This is a genomic window from Rhodopila sp. (assembly GCF_035548235.1).
Taxonomy (GTDB): Bacteria; Pseudomonadota; Alphaproteobacteria; order Acetobacterales; family Acetobacteraceae; genus Rhodopila.
Window position 1 is genome coordinate 88,107 of the sequence record NZ_DASZTJ010000036.1, and the last position, 25,181, is coordinate 113,287.

21 protein-coding genes, 1 tRNA gene and 1 pseudogene are annotated in these 25,181 nt (G+C 66.0%); 13 read left to right on the forward strand and 10 right to left on the reverse strand.

Going from position 1 to position 25,181, the window contains the following annotated elements; genetic code table 11:
• The first annotated feature begins 134 nt into the window (after positions 1-134).
• The 6 genes from VHB27_RS02795 to VHB27_RS02820 all read left to right on the forward strand — a co-directional run bounded on the left by VHB27_RS02795 (position 135) and on the right by VHB27_RS02820 (position 7,138).
• The gene (locus tag VHB27_RS02795) at positions 135-1,463 is read left to right on the forward strand and encodes a glycosyltransferase family 2 protein (RefSeq protein ID WP_325597403.1); all 1,329 of its coding nucleotides are present in this window, start codon (positions 135-137) and stop codon (positions 1,461-1,463) included.
• 68 nt (positions 1,464-1,531) lie between these two features.
• Positions 1,532-2,416 (forward strand): HpcH/HpaI aldolase/citrate lyase family protein, encoded by an 885-nt coding sequence (locus VHB27_RS02800; protein WP_325597404.1) that lies wholly within the window; start codon positions 1,532-1,534, stop codon positions 2,414-2,416.
• A gap of 59 nt (positions 2,417-2,475) precedes the next feature.
• A complete protein-coding gene (gene pepN, locus VHB27_RS02805; protein WP_325597405.1) occupies positions 2,476-5,091 on the forward strand; it encodes an aminopeptidase N in 2,616 nt (871 codons plus the stop codon).
• Between the two features lie 642 nt (positions 5,092-5,733).
• Entirely contained in the window at positions 5,734-6,141 is a 408-nt protein-coding gene (locus VHB27_RS02810) for a MarR family transcriptional regulator (protein WP_325597406.1), read from the forward strand.
• Positions 6,142-6,264: 123 nt separating this feature from the next.
• Positions 6,265-6,771 carry a GAF domain-containing protein gene (locus VHB27_RS02815; protein WP_325597407.1) on the forward strand — a complete coding sequence of 169 codons (507 nt, stop codon included), beginning with the start codon at positions 6,265-6,267 and terminating at the stop codon, positions 6,769-6,771.
• A 43-nt stretch (positions 6,772-6,814) separates the two neighbouring features.
• A complete protein-coding gene (locus VHB27_RS02820; protein ID WP_325597408.1) occupies positions 6,815-7,138 on the forward strand; it encodes an NIPSNAP family protein in 324 nt (107 codons plus the stop codon).
• Positions 7,139-7,153: 15 nt separating this feature from the next.
• Here the strand turns inward: VHB27_RS02820 and ada are convergent, their stop codons facing one another.
• Together ada and VHB27_RS02830 are read right to left on the reverse strand one after the other, a co-directional pair.
• Entirely contained in the window at positions 7,154-8,236 is a 1,083-nt protein-coding gene (gene ada, locus VHB27_RS02825; RefSeq protein ID WP_325597409.1) for a bifunctional DNA-binding transcriptional regulator/O6-methylguanine-DNA methyltransferase Ada, read from the reverse strand.
• A 121-nt stretch (positions 8,237-8,357) separates the two neighbouring features.
• Positions 8,358-9,425, reverse strand: coding sequence for an OmpA family protein (locus VHB27_RS02830; RefSeq protein ID WP_325597410.1), 1,068 nt, complete (start codon positions 9,423-9,425; stop codon positions 8,358-8,360).
• Between the two features lie 444 nt (positions 9,426-9,869).
• On the opposite strand from VHB27_RS02830, the gene VHB27_RS02835 reads away from it, so the two are divergent.
• Entirely contained in the window at positions 9,870-10,502 is a 633-nt protein-coding gene (locus VHB27_RS02835; RefSeq protein ID WP_325597411.1) for a DedA family protein, read from the forward strand.
• Here VHB27_RS02835 and VHB27_RS02840 read toward each other — a convergent pair.
• A complete protein-coding gene (locus tag VHB27_RS02840; RefSeq protein ID WP_325597412.1) occupies positions 10,499-11,440 on the reverse strand; it encodes an SMP-30/gluconolactonase/LRE family protein in 942 nt (313 codons plus the stop codon). The two genes, VHB27_RS02835 and VHB27_RS02840, sit on opposite strands and share 4 nt — an antisense overlap.
• 219 nt (positions 11,441-11,659) lie before the next feature.
• Here VHB27_RS02840 and VHB27_RS02845 point away from each other — a divergent pair, with 219 nt between their 5' ends.
• Positions 11,660-12,784, forward strand: a complete 1,125-nt coding sequence (locus VHB27_RS02845) for a DSD1 family PLP-dependent enzyme (protein WP_325597413.1) — start codon at positions 11,660-11,662, stop codon at positions 12,782-12,784.
• A 69-nt stretch (positions 12,785-12,853) separates the two neighbouring features.
• Positions 12,854-14,959, forward strand: coding sequence for a catalase (locus VHB27_RS02850; RefSeq protein WP_325597414.1), 2,106 nt, complete (start codon positions 12,854-12,856; stop codon positions 14,957-14,959).
• Between the two features lie 44 nt (positions 14,960-15,003).
• Here the strand turns inward: VHB27_RS02850 and VHB27_RS02855 are convergent, their stop codons facing one another.
• From VHB27_RS02855 to VHB27_RS02865, 3 genes are all read right to left on the reverse strand, one after another.
• Positions 15,004-15,321: a hypothetical protein gene (locus VHB27_RS02855; RefSeq protein WP_325597415.1), complete on the reverse strand. Its 318-nt coding sequence runs from the start codon at positions 15,319-15,321 to the stop codon at positions 15,004-15,006.
• Between the two features lie 134 nt (positions 15,322-15,455).
• A complete protein-coding gene (locus VHB27_RS02860) occupies positions 15,456-15,827 on the reverse strand; it encodes a response regulator (protein WP_325597416.1) in 372 nt (123 codons plus the stop codon).
• Positions 15,824-17,383 (reverse strand): sensor histidine kinase, encoded by a 1,560-nt coding sequence (locus VHB27_RS02865; protein ID WP_325597417.1) that lies wholly within the window; start codon positions 17,381-17,383, stop codon positions 15,824-15,826. The genes VHB27_RS02860 and VHB27_RS02865 overlap by 4 nt, the downstream gene beginning before the upstream one ends.
• 437 nt (positions 17,384-17,820) lie before the next feature.
• On the opposite strand from VHB27_RS02865, the gene selA reads away from it, so the two are divergent.
• The 3 genes from selA to VHB27_RS02880 all read left to right on the forward strand — a co-directional run bounded on the left by selA (position 17,821) and on the right by VHB27_RS02880 (position 20,539).
• A complete protein-coding gene (gene selA / locus VHB27_RS02870; RefSeq protein ID WP_325597418.1) occupies positions 17,821-19,218 on the forward strand; it encodes an L-seryl-tRNA(Sec) selenium transferase in 1,398 nt (465 codons plus the stop codon).
• 1 nt (position 19,219) lies between these two features.
• A tRNA-Sec gene (locus VHB27_RS02875) sits at positions 19,220-19,315 on the forward strand.
• Positions 19,316-19,486: 171 nt separating this feature from the next.
• Positions 19,487-20,539: an OmpA family protein gene (locus VHB27_RS02880; RefSeq protein WP_325597419.1), complete on the forward strand. Its 1,053-nt coding sequence runs from the start codon at positions 19,487-19,489 to the stop codon at positions 20,537-20,539.
• A gap of 199 nt (positions 20,540-20,738) precedes the next feature.
• Here the strand turns inward: VHB27_RS02880 and VHB27_RS02885 are convergent, their stop codons facing one another.
• The 3 genes from VHB27_RS02885 to VHB27_RS02895 are packed head-to-tail and all read right to left on the reverse strand — an operon-like array spanning position 20,739 to position 23,423.
• Complete coding sequence (locus VHB27_RS02885) at positions 20,739-21,152, reverse strand: DUF3574 domain-containing protein (RefSeq protein ID WP_325597420.1); 414 nt, start codon at positions 21,150-21,152, stop codon at positions 20,739-20,741.
• Positions 21,153-21,154: 2 nt separating this feature from the next.
• Entirely contained in the window at positions 21,155-22,426 is a 1,272-nt protein-coding gene (locus VHB27_RS02890; protein WP_325597421.1) for a dihydroorotase, read from the reverse strand.
• Positions 22,416-23,423, reverse strand: coding sequence for an aspartate carbamoyltransferase catalytic subunit (locus VHB27_RS02895; protein ID WP_408903964.1), 1,008 nt, complete (start codon positions 23,421-23,423; stop codon positions 22,416-22,418). Before VHB27_RS02895 ends, VHB27_RS02890 begins: the two co-directional genes overlap by 11 nt.
• Before the next feature lie 47 nt (positions 23,424-23,470).
• Between VHB27_RS02895 and VHB27_RS02900 the strand changes: the two genes are divergently transcribed.
• Positions 23,471-24,421, forward strand: a complete 951-nt coding sequence (locus tag VHB27_RS02900) for a class I SAM-dependent methyltransferase (protein ID WP_325597422.1) — start codon at positions 23,471-23,473, stop codon at positions 24,419-24,421.
• 114 nt (positions 24,422-24,535) lie between these two features.
• On the opposite strand, the pseudogene VHB27_RS02905 reads toward VHB27_RS02900, so the two are convergent.
• Positions 24,536-25,181, reverse strand: a pseudogene (locus VHB27_RS02905) (cell division protein FtsH); the annotation flags it as partial.

Below are 25,181 nucleotides of genomic sequence, written 5' to 3' on the forward strand. Positions count from 1 at the left end.
GCGACTGACCCGCGGAAGTCCCCGCGGAAGTTCATGTGAGGGGCGAGATGGTCACGGATCCACCCCAGATTGTGTCTGCCGCTGGAGCGCGACCTCCGGCGGACGGCCAGCCACGAGCGCCGATCAGCGTCTTCGTGATCGCATACAACAGGGAAGCGATCATCAATGCCTGCCTCGCGCCGCTGTCCTTCGCGGATGAAGTGATTGTCGTCGATAAGTCCTCAACCGACCGCACCGCGGAAATCGCCGCCAGATATTGCGATCGCCTGATCACCGTCCCTTGGACGCCCGTCGTCGAGGATACGCGCGCCTTCGCCTTGGCCCAATGCAGGAACGAATGGATCTTGTGCCTGGACGACGACGAATGCCTGAGCCAGGAGGCCGCGGCGTTCATCAAACAGGAATTACAGGCGCCGCGCGCCGATATCTACGGAATCGCGCAGCGCCATTGGATCCTTGGGGTCCACGACGAGCGGTCCTATTACTGGCCGGAGTTTCAACCGAGACTGTTTCGGCGCGGCGCTGTCAGCTTTGTCCGTACGGTCCATGGCGGGTACGTCTTCCATTCGGACCGCCGATACGACATCCTGCCGGAGCATGGTGTTTGCGTCCAGCATCTGTCGTACAGAAATGTGGCGGAATGGATCGCCAAGACGAATCGCTACACCTCGATGGCCGACAGGATACGCGCCGAACACGCCGGCAACGACCTGGCCGGGTTCGCGCACGCAAGAATCGATTATTGGCGAGGACGGACAAGTGATGATGCCGTCGACGGCTATCCGATCGCGGTGGCACTGCTGCGGGCTGTCTACGACATCGTGGATCGCTTGAAAGCATGGGAAGAAGAAGAAGGACTGGACGGCGAGAAGGCTTTCAGGGAGTTCGTTTCAAGGACCACCGGAACGACCAGCCCGGCGACGGCCGCAGATCAGGGCGCCCACTCGCCGCCATCAATGATTCCCGCCAGGGACGACGCGATCGCCGCGCTGCGCGACGCGCTTCGAAGCGTACGCGCCATGGCGGAACGCATGCAGGATACGAACGACCAGCGTATCGCCTCCTTGAAGCAGCATATCGATGAACTGGAATCCGCACTGGCGGCGGAGCGCCTGAGTGTCCAAAGGACCGAGGCCTGCCTTGAGACGGAACGGTCTCGGGCGAACGAGGCCGACGCCCTGGCCGCGCGGCGAGCGGAAGCCGAGGCGGAGACCGCTCAGGCGAATACCGATCTGAGACAGGCATTGAACGAGGCCGCTGCGAGGCGTCGGGACGCCGAACGACGGTCCGCCGACGTGACCCAGCGTTTGGACCTCATTGAAGCCAGCACGATCTGGCGGACGACACGCCCGCTGCGGGCGGTGGGACACCGCTATCCGCTGCTGCGTCAGGGCTTGCGTCGCGGCTTGCGGCTGATCTGGTCGACCGTGACCCTCCAGCGAAACCGGCGTTCGCGGATGTGACCGCACCTCGCCCCATGACGGGACCGTTCCCCCTGCGCTAGAACGACGCAAAGAGGAGACTCCAGACCATGTGGCCTATCCGTTCCGCGCTGTTCGTTCCCGCCCATCGCCGCGATTGGGTTGGCAAGGCCATCCGTGTCGGGCCGCACGCCGCGGTGCTGGACATCGAGGACTCGGTCCCCCCGCAGTTCAAGTCCCAGGCCATGGACCATCTGCACAGCGAGATCCACGAACTGCGCGATGCCGGCGTCGGCGCCTTCGTACGCATCCAGCCGCTGTTCGAGGGTACGCCGGCCGAGATCAAGGCCGCCGTGACCGACGGCCTGACCGCGATCGTCATGCCCAAGGTCGCCACGCCGGACGAAGTCCGCCAAGTCCACGACCTGCTGAGCCATGCCGAGGGCCGCGCAGGCCTGCCGCTGGGCACTGTCGGCATCCTGCCGTTGCCGGAGACGGCGCAGGGCATGTACGACGCCTATCACCTCGCCAAGGCCAGCAGCCGCGTGCGCGGCATCCACGGCGCGATCAGCGGCCCCGTGTCGGGCGATTTCGCCCGCGCCTTCGGCTTCCGCGCGACCTCGGGCGGGGAGGAGCAACTGTATCTCGCTTCCAAGCTGGTGCTGGACAGCCGCGCGGCGGGGGCGATGTATCCGTTGGCGGGCATTTTCGGGACGGCGCAGGACGACTTGCCGGCGGTCGAGGCGCTGATCCGCAAGGCGCGCGACATCGGCTACAGCGGCGTCGCCGTCATGCACCCCAGCCACGTGCCGATTGCCAATGCCGTCTACCGCCCGACGGCGGAGGAAGTCGCCTACTTCACCGGCCTGCTGGAGGCGTTCGACGCGGCGGAAAAGGCCGGTCTCGGCGCTGTCAGCTACAAGGGGGCGATGGTCGATTACGCGATGCTGCCCCTGGCGAAAGAAGTGCTGGCGGAGGCGGCGCGCAACCGGTGATGCTGGCGCGAGGGAGGATTGATGCGATACTCCTCCCTTGACCCAACGCCGGAGACAGCATGCCCAACGACCTCGTGCAAGCCGATGCGCCCGTCGAAATCCGGCTGGCGGATTACCGGCCACCCGCTTTCCTGGTCGATACCGTCGCGCTGAGCTTCGACCTGGACCCGGACGCCACGCGTGTGGTCGCCCGCCTGGGCATCCGGCGCAATCCGGCGCGGGAGGCCGGGCTGCCGCTGGAACTGGATGGGGAGGCGCTGACCCTGGTCGGCATCACGCTGGACGGCAAGGCCGTAACGCATGAGGTGCTGCCCCACGGGCTGCGCATCCCCAACATGCCCGATGCCGGGGTGCTGGAGATCGAAACTCGGATCGCGCCGTCGAAGAACACCGAACTGAGCGGCCTCTACACGTCCGGCGGCAGCTTCTTCACCCAGTGCGAGGCGCAGGGATTCCGCCGTATCACCTATTTCCCCGACCGCCCGGACGTGATGTCGCGTTACACGGTGCGGATCGTCGCGGACAAGGCGACGTGTCCTGTGATGCTGTCGAACGGCAACCCGAGCGCGATCGAGGATGTGGGCGGGGGGCTGCATGCCGTGACCTGGACCGATCCGCATCCGAAACCGTGCTACCTGTTCGCGCTGGTCGCCGGCGACCTCGTTTCCGTCAAGGACAGCTTCACCACCCGGTCGGGTCGGGCGGTGGCTTTGGGCATCTATGTCCGGCGCGGCGATGAAGATCGGTGTGCGCATGCGATGCGGTCGCTGAAGACCTCGATGACATGGGACGAAGAGGTGTTCGGCCTGGAGTACGACCTGGACGTCTTCAACATCGCCGCCGTCTCGGACTTCAACATGGGCGCGATGGAGAACAAGGGCCTCAACGTTTTCAACACGAAATACGTTCTCGCCCGGCCAGAGACGGCGACTGACGCCGACTATCTCGGCATCGAATCGGTGATCGCGCACGAGTATTTCCATAACTGGACCGGCAACCGCGTCACCTGTCGCGACTGGTTCCAGCTCTCTTTGAAGGAGGGATTGACGGTCTATCGCGACCAGGAGTTCTCGGGTGACCAGAATAGCCGGGCAGTGAAGCGGATCGGGGACGTACGGGCGCTGCGGGCGGCGCAGTTCCGGGAGGACGCGGGGCCACTCGCGCATCCGGTGCAACCGGCCAGCTACATGGCGATCGATAATTTCTATACCGCGACGATCTACAACAAGGGCGCCGAGGTGATCCGCATGATGGCCACCATCATCGGCAAGGACGCGTTCCGCCGCGGCATGGACTTGTATTTCGCGCGGCATGACAACCACGCCGTGACGATCGATGATTTCGTGCAGGCGATGCAGGACGCGTCCGGCGTCGACCTGACGGATTTCAAGCGCTGGTATCACCAGGCCGGCACGCCGGAACTGACGATCGAGGACGAGTACGACCCTGCCGCCAAGCGCTACGCGCTGACTATCCGGCAGATGACCAAGCCGACGCCGGGCCAGCCGGACAAGAACCCGCTGGTCATCCCCGTGGCGATGGGCCTGCTGGACGGCAATGGACAGGAACTGACCACTCGCCTGGACGGCGAGGCCGAGGGTCGGGCCGGCACCCGCGTCCTGCTGGTGACCGAACCGACCAGCCGGTTCGAGTTCGTGGATGTCGCCAGCCCGCCGGTCCCCTCGGGGCTGCGCGGCTTCTCCGCACCGGTGAAGCTGAGCGGGCTGTCGCCGGACCGGCTGCGCTTCCTGGCCGCACACGACACCGATCCGTTCGTCCGCTGGGATTCCGGCCAGCAATTCGCGTCCCAGGCGCTGCTGGACATGGTCGCCTCGGTGCAGCAAGGCCGGCAGCCAACGGTCGACCCGGCGCTGGTCGAGGCCGCCGCCGCGGCCCTGGACCAGGAGCCGGCCCTCGCCGCCGAGGCGCTGGCGTTGCCGGGCGAGGCAACGCTCGCGGACCGCATGACGATTGTGGATGTGGATGCCATACATTCGGTACGGGAAATGACCCGAGCGGCAATCGCCGCTTCGCTGCGGGATCGGTTGTCGACGCTGTATGACACGCTGACCGAGACCGGCGCCTATGCCATCGATGGGTCGTCCATCGGACGCCGCGCCCTGCGCAACACCGTGCTGTGGTACCTGAATGAGGCCGACCGCGCCAAGGCGCAGTTCGACGCACGTCAGAACATGACGGACGTGCTGGCGGCGCTGTCGGTGCTGGGCGGCATCGAGGGGCGGGACCGTGAACGGGCGCTGGCGTCGTTCTATGAGGCGTGGCATGGCGACGCGCTTGTGCTGGACAAGTGGTTTGCCATCCAGGCGCTGTCGTCCCTGCCAGGTACCGTCCGCGCGGTCGGCGCGCTGAAAACGCACACCGACTTCGACCTGCGCAACCCGAACCGGGTACGGGCGCTGGTTGGTAGTTTCGCCGCGAACCAGGTGCGTTTTCACGATGCGGCCGGGGCCGGCTATGAGTTGTACGCAGATACGCTGATCGCGCTGGACCCCGCCAATCCCCAGGTCGCCGCCAGGATGGTCTCGCCGCTCGGGCAGTGGCGGCGCTTCGATCCCGGCCGGCAGGCCTTGATGAAGGCGCAACTGCAGCGCGTCCTGGATCTGCCGGGCCTGTCGCGCAACACCTATGAGATGGTGACCAAAAGCCTGGGGTGACAGGATGAATTGGCGCCTGCGGGACTGGTCCTAACCATCCATGAATTCCGCGATATCAGCGGATCTACGTCGGCATGACACGTTCGGGCATGGTCGATGCGGCCCGGTATCAGGCTTTCCGCGGCGGTTTCGCATTGGGTCGGGTTTTCGAAGATGAATTTGCGCTCATCTTCCGGATACGAAACCGCAACTGTCACAGGGAACGGCATTTCGTGACGAATGGCTGGCGGCCCTCGCGGCTGCTGCGTCGCGTTGCCGTCAGGTTCGCCGAAAATTGCGCGTGCAATCATATATTTCAGACACGCCTTGCGTGTGCTGTTACACTGAATTCCTCGATTTCTGCGTCATACCGGCGGGGTTGACTGGATGTTACAGCTATTTGCGATGTCTGACCGTATTTTACAAATCATCGGTACAACTTGCCAAATTTGAGTATAATTGCGGCTACTTAATCAATGTCCGGTAACAAATGCGAGCGGTTCACTGCTTCGTTACGAGACACGAATTCGCTACCGTGACAACTATCCCCCGGCTGCTGCGCTGCTGAAGATTTATGAAGCCGAACGTGGCGACCATTTGTAGCGTGAGCCCGGCAAGGCTATCCCGCCGGCGGGCTTCCGCTCAAAAGAAAGGTATGGGCGAATGATCACGAATGAAGTCAGCGATGGACTGGCCGGAATCCTTCGGACCGCGATCGTGGAACTGGTGCGCCGGGACGGACCTGATCTCTCCGCTCGGCAGCTTGGCGTGTTCTTGACCTGCTATCTGGAGTCGGACGCGCAGACGGTGCGCGGTCTGGCTGGCAAGCTGGGCGTTTCGAAGCCGGCGATCACCCGTGCGCTCGACAGGCTTTCGGAATTCGACCTGGTGCGGCGGAAGACCGATCCGCTGGACCGTCGGAGCGTGCTGGTACAGCGCACTGCGACCGGCATGGCGTTCCTGCGGGAACTGCGCACGATCCTGCGCGACGCGGCGTCCACGATGCGGATCACGGCGGAGCCAATGCCCACGCGGGCCCGCGGCAGCGAAGCGGTACGCGCGACCCACTAGCAGCGCGGCCTGCATCCATGGCCGAGGGGCGGCCGGACCGTCATGCGATAACGCCCCTTGTCCCGACCTGTCCCCCTTGGTAGCCCAGGCGCCGCTCGCCGCCTTCGGGAGGGTCACAACACTATGTTCGCCCCGCGTGCCGCATCTGCCTCGTTCGGCAAGCCGGACCTGTATCGGGAGATGGCGGCGGAGTTGCATGCGCTGCTGTCCGGGGAAGCGGACGTGGTGGCCAACCTGGCCAATGCGTCGGCCCTGATCTTCGACCGTCTGCCCGACCTGAACTGGGCGGGTTTCTACAGGTTGCGCGGGGAAACGCTGGTCTTGGGTCCCTTCCAGGGCAAGCCGGCCTGCGTGCGGATCCCGGTCGGGCAAGGCGTGTGCGGATCGGCCGTGGCGCGGCGGGAATCGATCGTTGTGCCCGACGTTCATGCGTTCCCGGGCCATATAGCCTGCGACTCCGCCTCGAACGCCGAACTGGTGGTGCCGCTTGTCCACACCGATGGGTCGGTGTTCGGGGTGCTGGACCTGGACAGCCAGATCCAGGCGCGCTTCGATGCCGACGATCAGGCGGGTTGCGAGGCGTTGGCGGCGATCATCGTGCGCCATCTGACGTCGGCTGTACCTGCTTGATCGCGCCTCGATCCCGAGGGCAGCCATACAGAGGATTCGTTTGATGCTGATCGACCACCGCACCTACACCGTCAAGCCAGGCACCATGGCCAAGCAGATGGCGCTGTATCAGGAGTTCGGCCTGACCCCGCAGAAGCGCCACCTGGGCGAGCCGCTCGCCTACCTGATCACCGAGTCGGGTGAAGTGAACACGTTCGTCCATATCTGGGTCTATAAGGACGCGGCTGATCGCGCCACCCGCCGTGCGGCGATGCAGGCGGACCCCGAGTGGCAGGCGTATCTACAGAAAACCGCAGAGGCCGGCTATTTGATCGCGCAAAGAAACAACCTGATGACGCCGGCGGCCTTCGCGCCGATCAAGCGCTGATCCTTACGTCCCCTGTCAGCCCGCGGCTGACAGGGGACGCCGTGCCCGCCGCTCCTGCTCTAGCAGCGCCTGTTTGCGCGGCACGCCCCAACGATAGCCGGTCAGGTTGCCGTCGCTGCCGACCACCCTGTGACATGGCACTGCCAGCGACACCGGATTCGTCGCGCAGGACCGTGCGACCGCCCGGATCGCCTTCGGGTTGCCGACCATCCGCGCCAGTTGGGCATAGGTGCGAGTTTCGCCCGGCGGGATCTCGCACAGGGTGCGCCAGACCCGTTGCTGGAACGCGGTGCCGCGCAGGTCCAGCGGCAGGTCCAATGCCTGTTTGGGTTCCGCGAGGAAATCGATCACCGCCCGCACCGTCCCGGCCAGGGCGGCGTCGTCCGGCACGATCCGGGCCTGGGGGAAACGGCGGCGCAGGTCGCCCATCAGCGCCTCGTCGGGTTCGGCGAAACCGATGAAGCAGACGCCCTTGTCGGTGGCGCCGACCAGCAGCCGCCCGAACGGGCAGTCGGCGAAGGCGGTGCGGATCACTTCCCCCGCGCCGCCGCGGCGGGCGGACCCGGGGGTCATGCCCAGGATCGCGCCGGTCTTCTCATAGACCCGGCTTTCCGATCCGAACCCCGCGTCGGCGACGGCGTCCACCACGCGTTCCCCCTGCGCCAGCGCGGCGTGCAGGCGGCGGGCGCGCACGCCCTCGGCATAGCTGCGCGGCGTCAGCCCGGTGTGGGCACGGAACATCCGCAGGAAATGAAAGCGCGAGTAGCCGGAGCGCTTGGCCAGGGTATCCAGTGACGGGATCGCCTCCGACGCCTCCATGAAGGCGCAGGCGTCGCTGACCACGGCCTGCGCGAGCCGAGCACGCTCCCCCTTGGGATCGCAGCGCTTGCAGGCGCGGAAGCCGGCGGCCTCGGCGGCCTGCGTGTCGGCGAAGAAGCGCGTGTTCTTGCGCAGCGGCCGCGGAGAGGGACAGCCGGGCCGGCAATACACCCCCATGGTGGTGACGGCGTAGAAGAAGCCGGCCTCGGCCTGGCGGTTCAGGACCTGGGTCCAGAGATGCTCGTCTGGGGCCAGGTCGATCGTGTCTGTCTGTTCCATGACGCCGAATGTGGCGCGTCGAAGGGCCGACTGCCATCCGTGCGTTGCTTTCAGTCAAGGCGTACACGAAATAGCCCGCCGTGAGGCGGGCTACTCGTCGTCTGGTCAGGATTGGACCGGTTTAGTGGATGACGATCTCCACGCGGCGGTTCTGCGGTTCGCGCACGCCGGGGCCGGTGGGGACCAGCAGGTGCGTTTCGCCGAAGCCCTGGACGGAGATCGCGTTCTGCGGCACGCCGTCACGCACCAGTTCGCCGGCCACGGCATTGGCGCGACGCTCGGACAGGCCTTGGTTATAGCGCGGCGTGCCGGAGGTGTCGGTGTAGCCGTTGACGTCGATCCGCGTGTACTGGACGTGGGTCGAGTTGTCTGCGGCCTCTTTGATGATCTGCCGGGCACGGTCCGTCAGGGACGCCTTATCCCAGTCGAAGAACACGAGGTAGGAGCGTGCCGGCGCAGGCGCCGGGGTCGCGACGGGGGTCGGGGCGGGCGGCGGCGGGGACGGCGTGTTGAATGCGTAGCGGACGCCGAACACCAACTCATGGTCGAACTGGTTATGCAGCTTCATGCCGCCCGCGGTCCCCGAACTGTCGAATTTCTGACCGCCCAGGATGTCCATGAAGCGGTAGTCCGCCGTGGCCGACAGGCCCCGCACCCACGGAAGCGGGAAGGACGCGCCGACGATCGCCTGCCAGGCGAAAGAGCCGCTCTGCGAGTCGCTGTTGAACGAGAACGGGCCGCCCGGCTGCTGGAAGGAGACATCGTTGAACTTCGTCCATTGGTAACCGGCACCCAGGCCGACATACGGGAACACATAGGGCGTGCCGACATCGAAATCATACAGGGCGTTGCCCATCAGGCCCCAGGTCCGCACGGCCCCGCCGGGCGCGGTGGGGAAATTGGTGCCCTGCAGGCTGCGGACGCCGCTGCGCATGAAGTCGCCTTCCAACTCCACGCGGAAGCCGTTGCCGAAACCGTAGCCCAGCGACAGTTCGCTGTTGAAGCCAAGATTCTCGTCAAGGTTGATCTGCCTGTTGCCATAGCCCGGACCCATCGGGGTGACTTGCGGATTCTGCGGTATGTGCAGACCGACGCCTCCGCCGATGTAGAGACCGTCGACCGGCTGCGCGAGCGCGGCGGCGGGGATCGCCAGGAAGGCGGAAGCAAGAATCGCATTGCTCAAGCGCATACTTGGGGACTCCTGTTACAGACCGTTTCATTCGGTCCTAGTGGCGATTTGCGCTGTGACGGCGGTTTCCGTTCCGCGAACTCAGCATCAGCGCATATTCGGCAGGGGCACGCGCGCGGCAAGTCACCACGACTTGAAGATTATCACGAACGCCGGAAATTGCTTTGCCGGTGTGTAATGCTGGTTACATAGGACAAGCGAAAGGACGGACCCATAATCTTGATAACACATGCGTATCCCGAGAACTGTTTCAGTTTGAAACGACGTGACGTTGCTTATAATTCATTGCCGGTTCAGTAAACCCTTCTTGCAGCCATGCCACAGCGGGACGGATTTGCATCGACCGTGAAACCGTTGCGATGCCATGGCCATCAAGATGGTCGCCCGGGTTCGCGCAATCGGCTAGCCTAGCGGCGTGCATGACGGCAAAGGCGGCGTGATCGGATGTGGTCCTGGATCGATACGCTTGCCGGACTGGTCGCCGGCAACCCGACCGAGGCCCTGGCGCTCGTCTTCGCCGCTGCGGTCGTCGAGGCCCTGGCGGTCGTCGGCACATTGCTGCCCGGTACGGTGATCCTGATGGCGGTCGCCGGGGCGGCGGCGATCACAGGCCACGGCATGTTGCCGTTCGTGCTGGCCGCGATCCTGGGTGCGGTCATCGGCGACGGGCTGTCGTACTGGATTGGCCATCATTTCCGCGGCCGCCTGCGTGGCGTCTGGCCATTCTCACGCCGACCGGGGCTGCTGGAGAGCGCCGAACGGTTCTTCCGCCGTTACGGCGTCACCAGCGTGGCGCTGTGCCGGTTCATCCCGGTGCTGCGGTCGAACGTACCGCTGTTCGCGGGCATGGCCAACATGCCACCGCGTGCGTTCTTCGTGGCCAACATACTTTCAGCGCTGGCCTGGGCGCCAGCGCATATCTACCCTGCGCAATTCGCGGGCCTGTCGCTGGATCGGATCCGGAACGGCGATTGGGTCGGGGCGGCGCTTTGGGGCGGCTTGCTGCTGGCCTGCCTGATGGTGGCCTGGGCGGTGCACCGGTGGGCCGCCGCCGTCAGGCGTGGATCGTCGCGTTAGCCCCCGGCCACGCCTTGCGTGTTCACATACAGCGCATAGAGACCGTGGCTTGCCGCCATGAACAGCCGGTTGCGGTGGCGTCCACCGAAGCACAGGTTGGCGCAGCGTTCCGGCAGGGCGATATGGCCGATCGGCTTGCCGGTCTTGTCGAAGACGCGCACGCCGTCGAGGTCCTCGGTCCCCATCCCCCAGCCGCACCACAGGTTGCCGTCGATATCAACGCGGAACCCGTCGGGCGTGCCTGGGCCGGCATCGATGAACACCCGATTGTTCGCCAACCTCTTCCCCCCATCCACGACATCGAATGCTCGGATCAACCGGTTCGGCGAGGCGCGGGACGCCACGACATACAGGATCGACTCGTCCGGCGAGAACGCCAACCCGTTCGGCCCGTCGATGTCGTCCGCCATCATCGTCGCCTGGCCGGTCTGGCCGTCGATACGCCAGACGGCGGGCGGCACCTCGGAGGGGAATTTCTCGCCCTCGTAATAGCCGCTGATGCCGAAGACCGGATCGGTGAACCAGATCGAACCATCGGATTTCACCACGACGTCGTTGGGAGAATTCAGCGTCTTGCCCTGGTAGCTGTCCATCAGGACGGTGATGGAGCCGTCGTATTCGGTGCGGGTGACGCGCCGGCCGCGATGCTCGCACGTCACCAGCCGGCCCTGCCGGTCGCGGGTGTTGCCGTTGGCGTTCCAGGAGGTCTTGCGGAACACGCTGACCGCGCCCGTTTCCTCCTCCCATTTCAGGATCCGGTCGTTGGGGATGTCGCTCCACAGCACGTAGCGGCCATCGCCGAAATAGACGGGGCCCTCGGACCAACGGCAGCCGGAGGCGAGTTGCTCGACCGAAGCCAGCGGCAGGCGCAGCGCGTTGAAGGCTGGGTCCAGGGTCTGGACATTGGGGTCGGGATAGCGACGGCTGGGTTCCCACATGGCCGGTTTCCTCCGTTCTGAAGCCGCGACGGGGTTTAGACCAGCCAGGACGGGGAGGGAACGGGGCGGCCAGCGGTTCGGCTTACGAAAGCCCGCTCTGACAGGTCGGAGCCCGTTAAGGCAGGCGGCGGCTTCCTTTAATTTGGCCGCCTTCGCTCCCCGCTTGCCCTCGCCGAACCAACCGGCAAGAGTGCGCCCGATCACCCAAGGACACACGACATGCTGCAACCGCCCCCCGCCATCCCCGGCATGCGCGAAGACGAGATCGACACGCCCGCACTGGTCATCGACCTCGACGCCTTCGAGTACAACCTTGACACGATGGCGGCGAAGCTGGCGCCGACCGGGGCGAAGCTGCGGGCGCACGCCAAGACCCACAAATCGCCGGTGATCGCCAAGCTGCAGATGGCGCGCGGCGCCGTCGGCAACTGCACGCAGAAGGTCGCGGAAGCCGAGGTGCTGGCCTGGGGCGGCATCCCCGACATCCTCGTCTCCAACGAAATCGTCGGTGCCAGCAAGCTCGCCCGGCTCTGCGGCCTGGCGCGCATCGCCAAGGTCGCCGTCTGCGCCGACGATGCGGCACAGGTCTCGGCCATCGAGGCGGCGGCCGAAGCCGCTGGTGTCCGCATGACCGTGCTGGTGGAGATCGATGTCGGCGCCGCACGCTGCGGCGTGACGCCAGGGCCGGACGCGGTGGCGCTGGCGCAGCGGATCGCCGGTTCCAGGCACCTGATCTTCGGCGGCCTGCAGGCCTATCACGGCAGTGCCCAGCACAAGCGCACGCCGGAGGAGCGGCGCGCCCTGATCGGCGGGGCCATCGACGCTTCCCGCCGCACGGTCGAGCAACTGCGCCAGCAAGGCCTGGACTGCGCGATCGTCGGCGGCGCCGGCACCGGCACGTTCGAGATCGAATCGGCCTCCGGCATCTATAACGAGATCCAGGCCGGCAGCTATGTCTTCATGGACGCCGACTACGCTCGGAACCTCGATGAGGCCGGCGCGCCCGTCGCGACGTTCCGCCATTCCCTGTTCGTGCTGGCCACCGTCATGAGCGCGAGCCAGCCGGGGATCGCGGTGCTCGACGCCGGGCACAAGGCCGTCTCGGTCGATTCCGGCATGCCGACGGTTTGGCAGCGGCCGGACATCCGTTATGTCGGCGCCTCGGACGAACATGGCAAGCTCACCGTCGGCAGCGAGACCGCCGTGCCGAAGCTGGGGGAGAAGCTGCGGCTGGTGCCGGGGCATTGCGACCCGACCGTCGATCGTTTCGATTGGTATGTCGGCGTGCGCAACGGCCGGGTGGAGTGCCTGTGGCCCGTCGCCGCGCGGGGCGGTCTTTTCTGATCGGAAATGTGTTTGAACGAACCAGGAGGGGCCTGCGTTGGGGGATGATCCTTTGCGCGGAGGCCCCTCATGGCGTCGAAACCCTTATCCGTCCGTCTCGCCGATGCCGAGATCAGGCGTGGCCAAGGCGGCGAAACCCATCAGGTCGCGGGCGCGGGCGTTCCCACGCTGACCACGCTGCAGGGCGTGCCTGTCGCGGATGATCAGAATTCGTTGAAGACTGGGCCACGGGGCGCCACCCTGCTGGAAGACTTCCATTTCCGTGAAAAAATATTCCATTTCGATCACGAGCGAATTCCCGAACGGGTCGTTCACGCTCGGGGCTACGGCGCTCATGGCTATTTCGAAACGACAGAGACCTTGGGCGATGTAACCCGAGCGGATGTGTTTCAAAGGGTTGGAGAGAAAACGCCGGCTTTCGTGAGGTTCTCGACGGTCGCCGGCAATAAAGGGTCCGCGGACCTGGCGCGGGATGTCCGCGGCTTCGCTGTGAAGCTTTATACCAAGGAAGGCAACTGGGATATCGTCGGGAACAACATCCCGGTGTTCTTCATCCAGGATGCCATCAAGTTTCCTGACCTGATCCACGCGGCGAAGCAGGAGCCGGACCGCGATTTCCCGCAGGCGCAGACTGCCCACGACAATTTCTGGGATTTTGCCTCGCTGACGCCGGAATCGACCCATATGCTGATGTGGATCATGTCGGACCGCGCGATCCCGCGTTCGTTCCGGTTCATGGAGGGGTTCGGCGTCCATACGTTCCGGCTTGTCAATGCCAAGGGCAAGTCCACCTATGTCAAGTTCCATTGGAAACCAAAGCTGGGGATGCAGTCGGTGGTCTGGAACGAGGCCTTGAAGATCAACGGCGCCGACCCGGATTTCCACAGGCGCGACTTGTGGAACGCGATCCAGTCCGGCAACTTCCCTGAATGGGAGTTGGGCCTGCAACTGTTTGACGACGCGTTCGCCGACAGGTTCGACTTCGATGTCCTCGACGCGACGAAGATCATCCCCGAGGACGTGATCCCGATCCGCCGGGTTGGCCGCCTCGTGCTCGACCGCATGGTCGACAATTTCTTCGCCGAGACGGAACAAGTGGCGTTCTGCACCCAGAACATCGTGCCGGGTGTCGACTTCACCAACGATCCGCTGTTGCAGGGGCGGAATTTCTCCTATCTCGACACGCAGCTCAAGCGGCTGGGTGGGCCGAATTTCACCTATCTTCCCATCAACGCGCCGAAATGTCCGTTCCATTCGTTCCAGCAGGACGGGCACATGGCGATGCAAAATCCGAAAGGGCGAGCGAATTACGAACCGAACTCCTGGGGCGCCGCCGCCGGCGGCCCGCGCGAGTCGCCGGACCGCGGCTTCCAGACCTTCGCCGCGGCGGAAGGCGGCGAAAAGCAACGTGTCCGTGGGGAACGCTTCGCCGATCATTACTCCCAGGCGCGCCAGTTCTATCGGAGCCAGACCGAGATCGAGCGGACCCACATCAAGGACGCGTTCGTCTTCGAACTCAGCAAGGTGGATGAGCCGGCAATCCGTGCGCGGGTCGTTTCACACCTGCTGAACGTGGATGAAACCCTCGCTCAGGGCGTCGCCGAGGGGCTGGGCCTGACCGAGATGCCCAAGGCCGCGCCCCCCGCGCGGCCGGTGATCGCGGACCTGCCCCCCTCGCCGGCATTGAGCATCATCGCCAACGGGAAAGACACGTTCCGAGGCCGCAAGGTGGGGATCCTCGCCAGCGACGGGGCGGACGCCACGGTGCTGACGGCATTGATGAAGGCCGCGGAGGCCGAGGGTGCGGCGGTCGAGCTGATTGCGCCGACGGTGGCCGGCGTCACCGACAGCAAGGGGAAGAAACACGCAGCCCAGCAAAAGGTGAACGGCGGCCCGTCCGTGCTGTACGACGCCGTGGCTGTGGTGGTGTCGGAACAAGGCGCGCGGATGCTGGTCCAGGAGGCCACGGCCCGCGATTTCGTCGCCGACGCCTTCGCCCATGCCAAGTTCATCGGATACACCCAAGCCGCGGCGCCGCTGCTTCAGAGGGCCGGCGTGACGGAACCGGATGACGGCGTCATGACGCTGGCGTCGGCGGCAGACGCCAGCGCATTCCTGGGCAAGTGCCGGGCGCTGCGGTTCTGGCCGCGGGAGGCGGGTATTCACGCAGTGTAGGGCCGATGCGGCGCTCAGGACCGCAGACACGTCCTGTCGATCCCCTACGCCACGTCGTCATCCTCCCCTGACTCGTCCGCCGACGGCGTCCCGTATGCCTGCCGGAATGCTTCCCACGCCTGATCCTGATCCTGGTCGTGGTCCTCGGCGCCGTCGGGTTCAAAGACCGCCGTCACGTGCGGGGTGAACCAGTCGCCCATGCCGACTGTCTCGTCGCCGTCGATCGCCACCGGGATCACCACCGGTTCCAGGATGTCCGAGGCAGGTACCGCGACTTGCGCATCCTCTCCCTCCGGGATCAGCACTGCGCGGATCGGCACGCGGTCGAATGCGTGCATGCGCGGCAGGTCGTCGTCGTCCATGCGGTCTCTCCAAATAAGTTCCCTATATGTTCTAACAAAACCATACATCCGAGGCAACAAACTTCTCGCTGCCGCCCGTTTCGCTGCCGCCCGTTTCGCTACCGCCCGTCTCGCTCCCGTTCGTCTCGCTTCCGTCAGGCGGCGATTGCCCGGAGCACTTCCCGCTGCAACTGATCGAAGCGCACCGGCTTGAACAGCACCGACCCGCGCCGGATCGCCTCGATCCGCTCCACGGTTTCCCGCTCCCGCGACCCGGTGATGAAGATGATCGGAACGGAACTGATGGCATTGATCTCCGCTGCCGCGTCCACCCCGTCCCGAGCGCCCCTAAGCCGCACGTCCATCAGTACCAGTCCGGGTTCGTGCCGGCGCACCGCCGCCACCGCTTCCTCGGCGCTGGCCGCGCTGCCGCAGACATCCAGCCCCATCTCCTCCAGCATCGCGCTCAGCAGATCGGCGATCAGGAACTCGTCGTCGACCACCAGGATGCCGCCGTCCGGTTTCATGCCGCGATGTCCGGCAAGGGCAAATGAAGCCGCACCCGCACGCCGTCATCCTGGCTGACGTCGATCCTGCCCTCCAGCTGCCGGGTCAGGCCCTGGACGATGCGGGCGCCGGAAGAACCCCCCAAAGGATCGTCAGGGGGGTTCTCAGCAGGGTCGTCAGCGGAGGTCCCGATCGCGGCGGCGGCGCCGTCGTCTTCGACGGCCAGGATCGCCTCGCCGGGCGCGCCGCGCTGGAACGACACGCGCACGGCCGTCGTCCCCGCCCGCCGCGCCGCGTTCGACAGCAGCGTGGTCGTCAGCAGGCCGACCGGAATCGCGAAGTCCAGGTTCACCTTGATCGGCGCCACGTCGACATCCAGCCGGATGCCGCGCTCCGCCACGTCCAAGGACGTCGAGACATGATCGCAAAGTTCGCGCAGGAAGGGCGCGGCAGGGAAGGTGACAAGACCCTCCGACGACATGAATTGCTGATGCACCAGGCCCAGCGCGAAGACGCGGTTGCGCAACTCCGTCAGCGCCTCCCGAGCGGCGGGATCCCGAAAGCGGGGGAACTCCAGGGCGATCAGGGCGTCGACGACCTGGAGGTTGTTTTTGACGCGATGATACACCTCCCGCAGCAGCAGGTCGCGCTGGCGGATCGCGTCCGTCAGGTCAGCGGTGCGCTGCGCGACCGCGTCCTCCAGCGCCTGCCGTGCGTCCACCAGGACGTGCTGGCGGCGGACGAACTGGCGGACGAAGAACAGGAACATGACGGAGCCGGACACGACCCAGGACAGCCGCGCCGCCGACCAGCCGATCGTGTAGCGCGCCCCGCCCAGGGCAGTCAGCAGTCCGGCGCAGAACATCCCGACCAGAACGACGGCCAGCCAGGCGAACAGTTCGTTCTGGCCGCGGAGATGCAGCAGGATGATGGCGGTCCCGAACAACAGCAGCATCAAACCGAACGCCGTCAGGACCTGGTCCAGCAGCGTGAAGAAGGGACCGGCCATCAGCGTCGGCAGATCGTCCTCGAACGCCGCTGCCAGCAGCGTCAGCAACGCGACCGCGGCGGCCGCGCCGATCGCCTTGCCGGTCGCAGCGGTCGCCCGCACCGGATCCAACGCCTGGGTGGCGCCGCGCCATTGCAGCGCCGCGGCCGCCAGCGCCAGGCCGGCGAAACCGATCGTCCAGATGACGAAGACCCAAGCCGCCGCCTGGGGACCGCCGACGAACGCCTTGCCCGGCACGATCGCCGACGGGAACGTCAGCAGGTAGTCGGTCAGCAGCAGGGCGGAGAACAGGTAAGCCGAGGCGATCAGCAGCAGCGGCCAGGTCCGGATGTCGTGGAACCAGGCGAACAGAAGGAAGCTCGTCGCCAGTTCCGTCGTCAGGATGCCAGACAGGAAGAACGGCGTCAGCGCCGGCAGTTCGGGACCCGGCAGGCTGGAAATCGGGATGATCGCGGTCGTGCAGAGCGCCTGCATCAGGATGACGGGAATGACCCAGCGGCCACCGCGGGCTTTGCTGCCAGCCGGAGCACCGCCCCGGAGCATCGTTGAGGTCAGCGCGATCGCCATGCGAGCGGCCTCGGACTGGCCGTGTTGGTCGGGAGGGCCTCGTCTGTCCGTTTCGGGCGTCGCGTTACGCTGCCCGTACGCCGTCGGTGCTGATCCAAGACCTGCAACCCCTTTCCGCCCGACGCCCGGGTCCCGGGCGTTCCTGCTGTCGGCATGCCCCGGACCTTGCGACCGGGGCGGGTGCCGCGTGTCCATTCCGATGCCTCAAGCCTCGGGGCGGCCAGGCATTCGAGTCATCTGAAACCAAAATCCGCCGCGGACGATGCTCCTTACAATCACCGGTAGCAATGCGAAAATACTGATATTTCCGCAAATAACATGATTGGGAAGATGGAATCGTAACGAACTTCTTGGTGCCGGTTGTAGAGACTTCCCCGCACGGCTCCCGCGATGCCGCGATGTGCGGTAGGGAAGCGCGTTTCAGCCAGGAGATCAGCGTGCCTCATGCCAGCCCGCTTCCGTCGGTCGACGCGCTGTTGCGTGCACCGGACGCCGCCGTCCTGATTGCACGGTTCGGGAGGGCGGCGGTCACCGATGCGCTGCGTGCATGCCTGGCAACGCATCGCGAGCGGCTCGGTCGAGGGGGCCCGAACGGGACCGTCCCCGCAAACGCGCCCCCCCTTGGCGCAATCATCGACGAAACGGCGGACCGGCTGGCTGCCCGGTTCGCGGCGTCGCAACGCCCGGTGTTCAACCTGACGGGCACGGTGCTCCACACCAACCTGGGCCGAGCGCCGCTGCCGCGGGAGGCGGCGGCAGCGGCGGCGGAGGCACTGGCGAGCGCCACCACGCTGGAATACGACCTCGATCGCGGCGAGCGTGGGGAACGAGACAGCCATATCGAAAGCCTGCTGTGCGACCTGACGGGCGCCGAGGCCGCGACCGTGGTCAACAACAACGCCGCCGCCGTCGTGCTGGCGCTGAACACCCTTGCATCGGGGCGCGAGGTTCTGGTGTCCCGCGGCGAGTTGATCGAGATCGGCGGCGCTTTCCGCGTCCCCGACATCATCGGCCGCTCGGGTGCCACGTTGCGGGAGGTAGGGACGACGAACCGCACGCATCCTCGTGACTACCGCGCCGCGATCGGTTCGGCGACCGGCGCGCTGATGCGCGTCCACCAGGCGAACTACGCCATTGTCGGCTTCACCGCCGCGGTGCCGACGGAAGAACTGAGTCGGATCGCTCGTGAATCGGATCTCCCGCTGATCGATGACCTGGGCAGCGGCAGCCTTGTGGACCTGACTCGCTGGGGTCTGCCGCATGAGACGACCCCGCGGGAAGCGCTGGCCGCCGGGGCGGATATCGTTACGTTTTCCGGCGACAAATTGCTGGGTGGCCCCCAGGCGGGGTTGATCATTGGTCAAAAAAAAGTGATTGAAAAGCTGAACCGCAACCCCCTGAAACGGGCGCTGCGCCTCGACAAAGGCCGCTTGGCCGCCCTGGAGGCGGTTCTCAGGCTCTATCTAAATCCGGACCGATTGTCCGAAACCCTGCCGTCGCTGCGCCTGCTGACCCGTTCCGCGGACGCGATCAAAGCCACCGCGGCGCATATCCTCCCCGCCCTTGCGGCGTGGTTGCCGGATCGTGAAGTCCGCGTCGAGCCATGCCGCAGTCAAATCGGATCGGGGGCGTTGCCGATCGATCTGCTGCCCTCGGCGGCGGTGACGATCGGCGGGCGCGGCCTGGAACAAGTCGCCGCCAGCCTGCGCCGCTTGCCGCGGCCGGTGATCGGCCGGGTGACGCAGGGCCGGCTGTTCCTGGACTGCCGCTGCCTGGAAGCGGCGGACGAGGCGCCCTTCATTGCCCAGATCGCGGCGACCGGCGATACTCCGTAATGGAGGAGACGCGGCCCCGGTGGGCCGGCCGGACTTCAAACCCGGTTGGGGCCGCTGAGCAGTCCCGGGCAGGTTCGACTCCTGCTCTCTTCCGCCACAAGTCCAACCTGGTCCGTGTTGCTTGTCAGCCACAGTGTTGCGCGTTCAGCATCCAACCTCTCGTCATTGACGATGCGGATCGCTATGGTGTTGAAGCAAATGAAGCGGGCCGGTTGTTTCTGAAGGGGGGGAGGTCCCCGCCCGGTTGCGTAAGGCAAGGAGAGGTTTAATGAACTTCCGCATGACTTTGGCGGCAGCCACACTTTTGGCGCTGCCGGTAGCGGCCAACGCGCAAGCGATTGATGGCCTGTATGTAGGTGGCGGTCTCGGCGTCAACTTTATGCAGTCGGAACACGCGACCGCGACGTCCCCTCTGGGTTCGTTCAGCAAGGATCTGGGCACTTCGGCTGGTCCGGGGCTGGTCGTGAGCCTGGGTTACGGCTTCGGCAACGGTCTGCGGGCTGAAATCGAGGGCGACTACCGCTACAACTCCTTCAGCGGGACGGGCTACGGCGGCCAGGAGCAGAAGTTCGGCGGGATGGTCAACGTCCTGTATGACTTCGTGGACATGGTCCCCTACGTGACGCCGTATGTCGGCGTCGGCGTCGGCTACATGGACGTGCAGGATCGTAACCTGCATGCGACGGCCGGCGGCACGACCATCACCACGAACACGAACACGAAGGGTTCGTTCGCGTACCAAGCCATCATCGGTGCGGCGTTCCCGGTCCCGGGCGTCCCTGGCTTGGCTGTGACGGGTGAATACCGGTTCCTGGGTCTGGCCGGCGACCGCACCTATGGCGGCGTCGCGAACCCCGGCGCTATCCCGGTCTCCGTCAAGATGGAAGACAACTACAACCACGCCGTCATGTTCGGCGTCCGGTACGCCTTCGGTGCGGCTCCCCCTCCGGCCCCGGCTCCGGCCCCTGCTCCGGTGCCGGCTTCCCCGGTCTCGCGTTCTTACCTCGTCTTCTTCGACTGGGATAAGGCCGTCCTGACCGACCGTGCTCGGCAGATCGTGGCCGAGGCGGCTCAGGCGTCGACAAAGGTCCAGACCACCCAGATCGAGGTCAACGGCTACACCGACACCTCCGGCACGCCGAAGTACAACATGGGCCTCTCGCTCCGTCGCGCCAACGTGGTTGCTGCGGAACTGGTCAAGGATGGCGTTCCGAAGAACGTGATCTCCATCCAGGGCTTCGGCGAAACCCACCTGCTGGTCCCGACGGGCCCGGGCGTGCGTGAGCCGCAGAACCGGCGCGTGGAAATCATCTTGAAGTAAGCCTGGGAAACCGGGAAAGAACGAGGGCGCCTTCGGGCGCCCTTTTTCTTTGGAACACTGTTGCCGACATGCCGTCCGGCTCCGTCGTTGCCCCTTCCTCAAGGCCCGCTATCCGCGCATGGCAGCATCGATGCAGGTGTAAGGCATGATGGCGGCAACGTCGGCCGCCCTGACGACGGCACCCTGTCAACCGTCAGTATCAGAACGTCCCGCAGGCCTGTTCCGTGGTCATGCCAACCAGTTGCTGATGAAACTGTACCTGGTACGCTTCTCGCACCCGGTTCACCGACGCCAGACTGGCTTGGCTGACCGGTAGCGCCACCGCCAGAACCTTCGTCGCTTCCTGGATGGTCTTCCGCGTCATCGGGTTCATCCACGCCCCGTGTGCGTCCCATACCGTGTACCCGTTGGGTAGGTTCGGTGTGACCGTGGTGTCGAGGAAATGCCGCCACTGCGCCTCGGTGACGTCATGGCTGCCAGGAATCGATTGGCCGAAATACAGCGTGAAGATAATCGTGGGCGCCCCCATCCCGGCCGGGCAAGCGACAGGGGTAACGGTGCGCGCGCATCCGGCGACGGATGCCACGATGGCGAGTGCGGCGAGGCCGCGCATTCCTAGCCGAAGACCCGCTTGCCGGATTTCCAGGTACCGATGACCACGCCCTCCAGCGCCCTGCCGTCGAACGGCGAGTTCTGCGCCTTGCCAGGGAGTTTGCCGGCCTCCACCTTCCAGATCCGATCCGGCTCGAACAGACAGAGATCGGCGGGCGCGTCCTTGGCGATCCGTCCGGCCGCCGACCCGAGAAGCGCCGCCGGTCGTGACGTCAGCAACGTGATCGCCTGCGCCATCGGCAGCGATCCGTTATGCACCTGCGCCAGCGTCACCCCCAGCAGCGTGGCGAGGCCGCATCCGCCCGCCGCCGCCTGTGCGAACGGCAGCCGCTTGTCGTCGGCGTCGCGGGGCTGGTGGTCGGACGCAATCGCGTCGATCGTACCGTCCGCCAGCGCCGCGACCACCGCCTGCCGATCGGCTTCCTTGCGCAGGGGCGGCGACAGTTTCGCATAGGTGCGAAACGTGCCGATGGTCGTTTCGTTCAAATCGAAATAAGGTGGTGCCGTATCACATGTAACGGATAGCCCGGCATCCTTCGCGCGGCGAATCAGGGCCAGCGCCTCGCCGGTGGAAACGTGCGCGAAATGAACGGCGCCTCCGGTCAGCTCCGCCAGCCGGATGTCGCGGGCCACGATGATGGCCTCCGCCGCCGCCGGGATCGATGGCAGGCCCAGCCGAGTGGCCTGTTCCGATTCCGTCGCCGACCCGCCGGCAGCCAGGGACGGATCCTCGGGGTGCTGTACGATCCGAGCGTCGAAGCCCCGGGCGTAGGAGAGCGCGAGGCGCATGAGGCGGGCCGGACCCACGGCGCGCGACCCGTCCGTGAACGCCACTGCCCCCGCTTCCCGCAGCAGTCCCAACTCGGCCATCTCCTCGCCCCGGCAGCCGCGGGTCACGGCGCCGTACGGCAGGATCGACAGGCTGCCCGTCTCCACCCCGCGCGTCCGCAGCAGATGCACCAGCGCGGGGTCATCGATTGCGGGTTGCGTGTCGGGCAGCGCGGCCAGGGTGGTGATGCCGCCGGCCGCCGCAGCCTCGGCCGCCGAGGCGATCGTCTCCCGGTACTCATAGCCGGGTTCCCCCAAGGCCGCGCGCATATCGACCAAGCCGGGGCAGAGGACGGCGCCCTCGGCCTCGACGACGTCGGCCGAATCGGGGCGGCCCAGCGAGGGACCGAAATCCGCGATCGACCCATCGCGGACGAGCAGGTCGCCAACGACGTCCACGCCATCGCCCAGGATGCGGGCGCCGCGGAACAGCGTGTCAGGGTTCATTGCGGCCAGGTCCCCGGGACAGCGTATCCAGCACCGCCATGCGCACGGCGACGCCCATCTCCACCTGCTCTCCGATCACGCTGCGAACCGGGTCGTCGGCGACGGCGCTGTCGATCTCCACGCCGCGGTTCATCGGGCCCGGGTGCATGACCAGCACGTCGGACCTGGCGTGCGCCAGCTTTTGGTGGTCGAGGCCGTAGAACCGGAAGAACTCCCGCGCGCTGGGAATCTGGCCGCGGTTCATCCGTTCCCGCTGCAGGCGCAGCATCATCACGATGTCGGCGCCGGCCAGGCCCTGGGCCATGTCGTGGTAGACGCTGACGCCGAGTTCCGTCACCTCGGGGGGGATCAGCGTGGGCGGGCCGATGACGCGGACCTGGTTGCCCATCGTGGTCAGCAGATGGATGTTGGACCGGGCCACGCGCGAATGGGCGATATCGCCGCAGATCGCGACCGTCAGGCCGGAGATGCGACCCTTCCGCCGCTTGATCGTCAGGGCGTCCAGCAGCGCTTGGGTCGGATGCTCGTGCGTGCCGTCGCCGGCATTGATCACCGCCGCGTCGACCTTCTGCGCCAGCAGGTGCGGCGCGCCGGACTGGTCATGCCGCACCACCAGCAGGTCGCACTGCATGGCGTTCAGCGTCATCGCCGTGTCCAGCAGCGTCTCTCCCTTGTTCACCGACGACGTCGAGACGGACATGTTGATCACGTCCGCCCCCAGCCGCTTGCCGGCCAGTTCGAAACTGGTGCGCGTGCGGGTCGAATCCTCGAAGAACAGGTTGATCAGCGTGCGGCCCCGCAGCAGGTCGCGCTGGGTCTTGCCGGATCGGTTGAGCAGGACATAGCTTTCCGCCAGGTCCAGCAAATGGCTGATCGCGGGCGGTTCCAGCCCCTCGATCGCGAGGAGGTGCTTCTGCGGGTAGTACACGACGCCTCGTTGCAGCAACCTGCGGCGCAGGTCAACGGGGGTGCCGGGGGGCGCCGACGGGCGGGCCATGCGCACGATACCCGGCCGGCGATGGCCGGCTGGCGCGTGATGCGGCCATGACGCGCAGCGTGGACGTCAGGCAGGCCGCCACGCCGGACAATTTCGACGGCGCCGCCTATCTTGCCGCGAACCCGGATGTCGCGCGGGCGGTGGCCGCCGGACAGTTCTCCAGCGGACGCGACCATTTCGACCGTTTCGGCCATCGCGAAAGGCGGTTCATCCGCGTGACCGCGCCGATGCAGCCGCTGCGCGAGGCCAAGATGGTTCGGCTGCGTCCGGCCCTGCGCCTCGATCTGCCGCATGTGCGGCGAGGCGGCATGTACGACTTCCTGACCGAGGATCTCAGGCAGGAGGGCGCGGTTTCCGACGACGTGCCCGGTTCCAGGAACGCGTATCCGCCCATCGCCGAGGAGATCATCGCCCAATACGGGACAGGCCTCATCTTGGACCTGGGGGCGGGGCAGCGGGACGTCTATTTCGAGAATGTCGTGAACTTCGAGATCATCGACTACGATACGACCGACGTGCGAGGCATCGGCGAGAAACTTCCCTTCAAGGATGACGTGTTCGACGCCGTCATCTCGATCGCGGTCCTGGAGCACCTGAGGGACCCGTTCGCCTGCGCTCGGGAAATGGTGCGCGTGCTGAAGCCCGGCGGCAGGCTGCTGTGCAATGTCCCGTTTCTGCAGCCTCTGCACGGGTATCCGCATCATTACTACAACATGACGCATCAGGGCCTTCGCGCGCTGTTCGAGCCGGCGCTGAGGGTCGATGAAGTCATTGTGCCCCCGGAAGGACGGCCGATCTGGACGCTGAGATGGATGCTCGACAGTTGGTTCCGGGGGTTGCCCGAACCGGCGAGGACCGAATTTCTGTCGATGACCGTCCAGGACCTTCTGCAACCGATCGAGCCGATGCTGCGCCGGTCCTGGGTGACGAACCTGCCGGAGGGCAGGAACCTGGAACTGGCCTCGCTGACATCGTTGCGGGCGCACAAGCCGCGATAAGCCGGTGTGGCCCGGCTTATCGCAAAGGCGCTGCGTCAGGGGAGGAGGAGATGCCGTCACGTCTCCCCGTCATGGTGGCGGCGGAGGGCCCCATGACGAAGGAGGCGTGCCGGACTAACCCGGCTGCGGCGCCGGCGTTGCGCCGCCTGGCGGCTGCGGCACCGGCCGTCCGCCCGAAGTCGGCACCGAGGCCCGGCGCGACTCCGGCGCCGGCTCGTCCACCACCTTGCGGATCACAGGCTCGCCCCGCAGCACCGTCCGGATTTCATCTCCGGACAGCGTCTCATGCTCAAGCAGGCCGCGCGCCAGGCGGTGCAGCTCCTCGATGTTCTCGGTCAGCAGTCCCCGCGCCTTGTTGTAGGACCGGTCGATGATGTCCTTGATCTCGGCGTCGATTTCCCGAGCGGTGGCTTCCGAGACGTTCTTGTTCTGGGTGACGGAGTGACCCAGGAAGACTTCCTGGCTGTTGTCGCCATAGGCGATCATGCCCAGCTTGTCGGACATGCCCCATTCCGTGACCATCCGCCGCGCCTGATCGGTCGCCATCTTGATGTCGCCGGCGGCGCCGTTGGACACCTTGTCCGGCCCGAAGATGATTTCCTCCGCCGCGCGGCCGCCCATCGCCATGGTCAGCTCCGACAGCAGCTTCGACTTGGACTTGGAGTAACGGTCGCCTTCAGGCAGCGACATCACCAGGCCCAGCGCCCGGCCACGCGGGATGATCGTCGCCTTGTACAGCGGGTCGGTGTTGGGGACGTTC

What these genes read in the sequence shown, in the direction of transcription:
- VHB27_RS02800 (WP_325597404.1), top strand. Translation starts at nt 1,532, where the DNA reads ATGTGGCCTATCCGTTCCGCGCTGTTCGTTCCCGCCCATCGCCGCGAT.
- pepN (WP_325597405.1), top strand. Translation starts at nt 2,476, where the DNA reads ATGCCCAACGACCTCGTGCAAGCCGATGCGCCCGTCGAAATCCGGCTG.
- VHB27_RS02810 (WP_325597406.1), top strand. Translation starts at nt 5,734, where the DNA reads ATGATCACGAATGAAGTCAGCGATGGACTGGCCGGAATCCTTCGGACC.
- VHB27_RS02815 (WP_325597407.1), top strand. Translation starts at nt 6,265, where the DNA reads ATGTTCGCCCCGCGTGCCGCATCTGCCTCGTTCGGCAAGCCGGACCTG.
- VHB27_RS02820 (WP_325597408.1), top strand. Translation starts at nt 6,815, where the DNA reads ATGCTGATCGACCACCGCACCTACACCGTCAAGCCAGGCACCATGGCC.
- ada (WP_325597409.1), bottom strand. Translation starts at nt 8,236, where the DNA reads ATGGAACAGACAGACACGATCGACCTGGCCCCAGACGAGCATCTCTGG.
- VHB27_RS02830 (WP_325597410.1), bottom strand. Translation starts at nt 9,425, where the DNA reads ATGCGCTTGAGCAATGCGATTCTTGCTTCCGCCTTCCTGGCGATCCCC.
- VHB27_RS02835 (WP_325597411.1), top strand. Translation starts at nt 9,870, where the DNA reads ATGTGGTCCTGGATCGATACGCTTGCCGGACTGGTCGCCGGCAACCCG.
- VHB27_RS02840 (WP_325597412.1), bottom strand. Translation starts at nt 11,440, where the DNA reads ATGTGGGAACCCAGCCGTCGCTATCCCGACCCCAATGTCCAGACCCTG.
- VHB27_RS02845 (WP_325597413.1), top strand. Translation starts at nt 11,660, where the DNA reads ATGCTGCAACCGCCCCCCGCCATCCCCGGCATGCGCGAAGACGAGATC.
- VHB27_RS02850 (WP_325597414.1), top strand. Translation starts at nt 12,854, where the DNA reads ATGGCGTCGAAACCCTTATCCGTCCGTCTCGCCGATGCCGAGATCAGG.
- VHB27_RS02855 (WP_325597415.1), bottom strand. Translation starts at nt 15,321, where the DNA reads ATGGACGACGACGACCTGCCGCGCATGCACGCATTCGACCGCGTGCCG.
- VHB27_RS02860 (WP_325597416.1), bottom strand. Translation starts at nt 15,827, where the DNA reads ATGAAACCGGACGGCGGCATCCTGGTGGTCGACGACGAGTTCCTGATC.
- VHB27_RS02865 (WP_325597417.1), bottom strand. Translation starts at nt 17,383, where the DNA reads ATGGCGATCGCGCTGACCTCAACGATGCTCCGGGGCGGTGCTCCGGCT.
- VHB27_RS02880 (WP_325597419.1), top strand. Translation starts at nt 19,487, where the DNA reads ATGAACTTCCGCATGACTTTGGCGGCAGCCACACTTTTGGCGCTGCCG.
- VHB27_RS02885 (WP_325597420.1), bottom strand. Translation starts at nt 21,152, where the DNA reads ATGCGCGGCCTCGCCGCACTCGCCATCGTGGCATCCGTCGCCGGATGC.
- VHB27_RS02890 (WP_325597421.1), bottom strand. Translation starts at nt 22,426, where the DNA reads ATGAACCCTGACACGCTGTTCCGCGGCGCCCGCATCCTGGGCGATGGC.
- VHB27_RS02895 (WP_408903964.1), bottom strand. Translation starts at nt 23,423, where the DNA reads ATGGCCCGCCCGTCGGCGCCCCCCGGCACCCCCGTTGACCTGCGCCGC.
- VHB27_RS02900 (WP_325597422.1), top strand. Translation starts at nt 23,471, where the DNA reads ATGACGCGCAGCGTGGACGTCAGGCAGGCCGCCACGCCGGACAATTTC.